Annotated in this window: 5 protein-coding genes; 1 reads left to right on the top strand and 4 read right to left on the bottom strand. The window is 72.7% G+C overall.

Annotation, left to right across the window (positions count from 1 at the left end; genetic code table 11):
- The 4 genes from H5J30_RS24690 to H5J30_RS24675 form a co-directional block, all read right to left on the bottom strand.
- A partial coding sequence (locus H5J30_RS24690; RefSeq protein WP_181789559.1) for an ATP-binding cassette domain-containing protein occupies nt 1-252 on the bottom strand: 252 nt, incomplete at its 3' end.
- Nucleotides 253-268: 16 nt separating this feature from the next.
- Nucleotides 269-1294, bottom strand: coding sequence for a sugar ABC transporter substrate-binding protein (locus H5J30_RS24685; RefSeq protein ID WP_258563519.1), 1026 nt, complete (start codon nt 1292-1294; stop codon nt 269-271).
- Nucleotides 1291-2091, bottom strand: a complete 801-nt coding sequence (locus tag H5J30_RS24680; protein WP_181789558.1) for an SAM-dependent methyltransferase — start codon at nt 2089-2091, stop codon at nt 1291-1293. Before H5J30_RS24680 ends, H5J30_RS24685 begins: the two co-directional genes overlap by 4 nt.
- 95 nt (nt 2092-2186) lie before the next feature.
- A complete protein-coding gene (locus H5J30_RS24675) occupies nt 2187-2738 on the bottom strand; it encodes an SDR family oxidoreductase (RefSeq protein WP_374101021.1) in 552 nt (183 codons plus the stop codon).
- A gap of 47 nt (nt 2739-2785) precedes the next feature.
- On the opposite strand from H5J30_RS24675, the gene H5J30_RS24670 reads away from it, so the two are divergent.
- Entirely contained in the window at nt 2786-2926 is a 141-nt protein-coding gene (locus tag H5J30_RS24670) for a hypothetical protein (protein ID WP_258563518.1), read from the top strand.
- Nucleotides 2927-2981 lie beyond the last annotated feature (55 nt).

Raw genomic sequence — 2981 nt, 5'->3', positions numbered from 1 at the left:
CTGCGTGACCAGCACGATGCCCGCGCGCAGCGCGTCCCGCGGCGTGCGGAGCCGGATCTCCCGCCCGTCCACCAGGACCCGCCCCCGGTCCGCCCCCACCGCCCCGCACAGCACCCGCGCCAGCGTGCTCTTGCCCGCGCCGTTCTCGCCCACGAGCCCGTGCACCCGGCCGGCGGGCAGGCTCAGGGACACCTCGTCCAGGACGGGTGTGCCGCCGTAGCTCTTGCCGATCCGGTCCAGCGCGACGTGCATGACGCCTGCGTTCCCGTCAGTCGTCGTACTCGCCGGTGATGCCGAGGGAGGTGATCTCCTTCTCGGTGTACACGCCTTCCTTCTCGGCGAGCGACGCCATGTCCGTCGACGCGGGCACGTCCTCGCCCCGCGCGTGCGCCAGCCCCAGTTCCGCGGCCTTCGCGCCGGACGTCGTCACCGGCAGGTACGGAATGCCGTACCAGCGGCCCTCCTCGACCGCCGCCACCGCCTGCCGCGAGGCGCCGTTGCCGACGTACGCGATGTCCTTGCCGCCGGCCGCCGCCTCCGCGCCGAGCACCGCCTGCGAGGAGCCGATGACCACGTCCACGCCGGGGTGCGCCTGGAGGACGTCCTGCATCGCGGTGCGGCCGGACTCCCGGGTGTAGCCGCCCTCGACGCGCGCCACCACCTCGATGCCCGACCCGCCCTTGCCCGACTCCGCCTCCAGCGTGCCGACGACGGCCTCGGTGCGCGCGTTGTCCAGCGGGAGGGTCTTCAGCCCTTCCAGGTACGCCACCTGGCACGGGCCCTCGTCCCGGGCCGCGCACGCGCCCGCGCCCAGCTCGCCCAGCCTGCGGCCGTTCTCGACGGGTACGTCCACGAGCGAGACCGCCCCGTCGACCTGCGGCGCCGCGGTGTCGTACTTCGTACCGACCGGCGTGAACTGGACCACGACGGAAATGTCCTCGCGGATCGCGGCGCGCACCGCGGGGATCACGGAGGCCCCGTCGACCGCCTGGACGACGAAGACGTCGTAGCGCCGCGACGTGACCGCGTCCTGCATCTGCTGCACCTGGAGCTCCGGTTTGAACCCGGCGTCGAAGAACTCCGCCTCCGTGCCCTCCTCACGGGCCTGCTTCTCCACGCCCTCGAAGGTGGCGGCGGTGAAGGAGTTGGCCTTGGCGAAGCCGAAGAACGCGACCCCCTCCGGTGCCGTGTCCCGCGCCGGCCCCTTGCCGGAGTCGCCGTCGTCGCCGTCCGTACATCCCGCCGCCGCCAGGCATAACAGCAGCGCCGCGGCCGCAGCCCGCTTCCCGGTCAATTCTTCCGCCCCATTCCCACGTAGAACCACTCTCCGCCCGGACGCAACCGGTCCAGGTCGTCCTCGGGCCGCCACTCGTTGACCCGCGTCACTCCCGGCTCCAGCACCTCGAACCCCTCGAAGAACCGCGCGACTTCGGCGTGCGAGCGGTGGATGAGAGGTGCGGTCGCCTTGTCGTAGACCTTCCGCGCCGCCGCGCCCTCCTCGGGGTGGGCGTCGTCGGTGAGGTGCGAGACGGCGATCATGCTGCCCGGCGCCAGCTGCCCGGTGAGGGTGCGTACCACGCCCCACGGGTCCTCGTCGTCGGTCAGGCAGTGCAGGATGGCGATGAAGAGCACCGCCACGGGCCGGGACAGGTCGATCGTCCTCTGTACGTCCGGGTGGGCCAGCACCCGTTCGGGCTCGCGGACGTCCTGCTCGACGACGGTGATGGTGTCGTCGAGCATCCGTAACGCCTGTGCGTGCGCGCGCACCACCGGGTCGTAGTCGACGTAGACGACCCGCGCGCCCGGGTCCTGCCGCTTGGCGACCTCGTGCACGTTCTCCTGGGTCGGCAGCCCCGTGCCCAGGTCGAGGAACTGCCGGATCCCCTGCGCCGCGGCAAGCCGCACGGCCCGGCCCAGGAAGCGCCGGTTGGCCACGCAGATGGACCGGCTGGGGCCGAGGGCCATGATCTTCTCGGCCGCGTCCCGGTCGACCTGGTAGTTGTTCTTGCCACCGAGGTAGTAGTCGTACATACGTGCGGCGTTGGGCACGGTGACGTCGAAGGGGAGGTGCACGGGGTCCTGATCGGTCATGTCGAGGGCTCCGGGAACGGGCAGATGGGGCGTCCGGTGTGTCAAGTGCGCGCACATTACCAGCAGTTGACCAAAGCCCTCCAGAACATCCCAGGTCAGTCCGCGGCCGTCGCCGCGGCCAGGAAGTCCTCCCACGTGCGGTGACCCACCGCGTGGCCGGGGGCCAGGTTGGCGCCCGCGCGGAAGGCGGCGGCTGCCTTTCCGGGCAGGCGCACCGGCAGGATCGGGCGGCGGCGGCCCGTGGCCTTCAGGTAGCCGCGGAGCACGTCCTTCATGTCGTACGTGCGCGGGCCGCCCATCTCCGCGACGAGCCCCGCCGGCTCGGCAAGCGCCAGCTCCGCGAGGCGGTCGGCGACCTCCGCGGCGGCGATCGGCTGGATGCGGAACCCGGAGGGCGCCGGGAGCACCGGCATGCGGGCCATCGCGCGGGCGGTCGTCAGCGTCAGCTCGTGGAACTGGGTGGCGCGCAGCGTCGTCCACGGCAGCCCGGACCCGGTGATGATCTCCTCCGAGGCGCGCTTCGCGGCCACGTAGCCGAACATGGCGCGGTCGAGGCCGCTGACGACCGGGGTGCGCTCGGCGCCGACGACGGAGATGTAGACGAGGTGCGGGCTCCCGGCGGCGTCGACGAGGTGGCGGGTCTTCACGTCGTCGCCCTTGGGGGTGCCCGCGCAGTGGGCTGATCGACGGCGCGGTGGGTCTCGTGATGGCGCCGCTGGGGCGGCTGCGGCTGCTGCTGAGCTTCACGGTGGCGGAGGGGCTGATCACGGAGATCGACGTGATCGCGGACGCCGACCAGCTGCGGGCGGTGGAGCTGGGCGCGCCGGCGGAGTGAGCAGGGGCGGGAGCACGGCGGGAGCACGGCGGCCAGGTGCCGTTACGGGCCGAAG

Origin of the sequence: Streptomyces phytophilus (assembly GCF_013870535.1) — a bacterium.
GTDB lineage: Bacteria > Actinomycetota > Actinomycetes > Streptomycetales > Streptomycetaceae > Streptomyces > Streptomyces phytophilus.
This window is presented reverse-complemented; position numbering and strand designations above follow the sequence as displayed.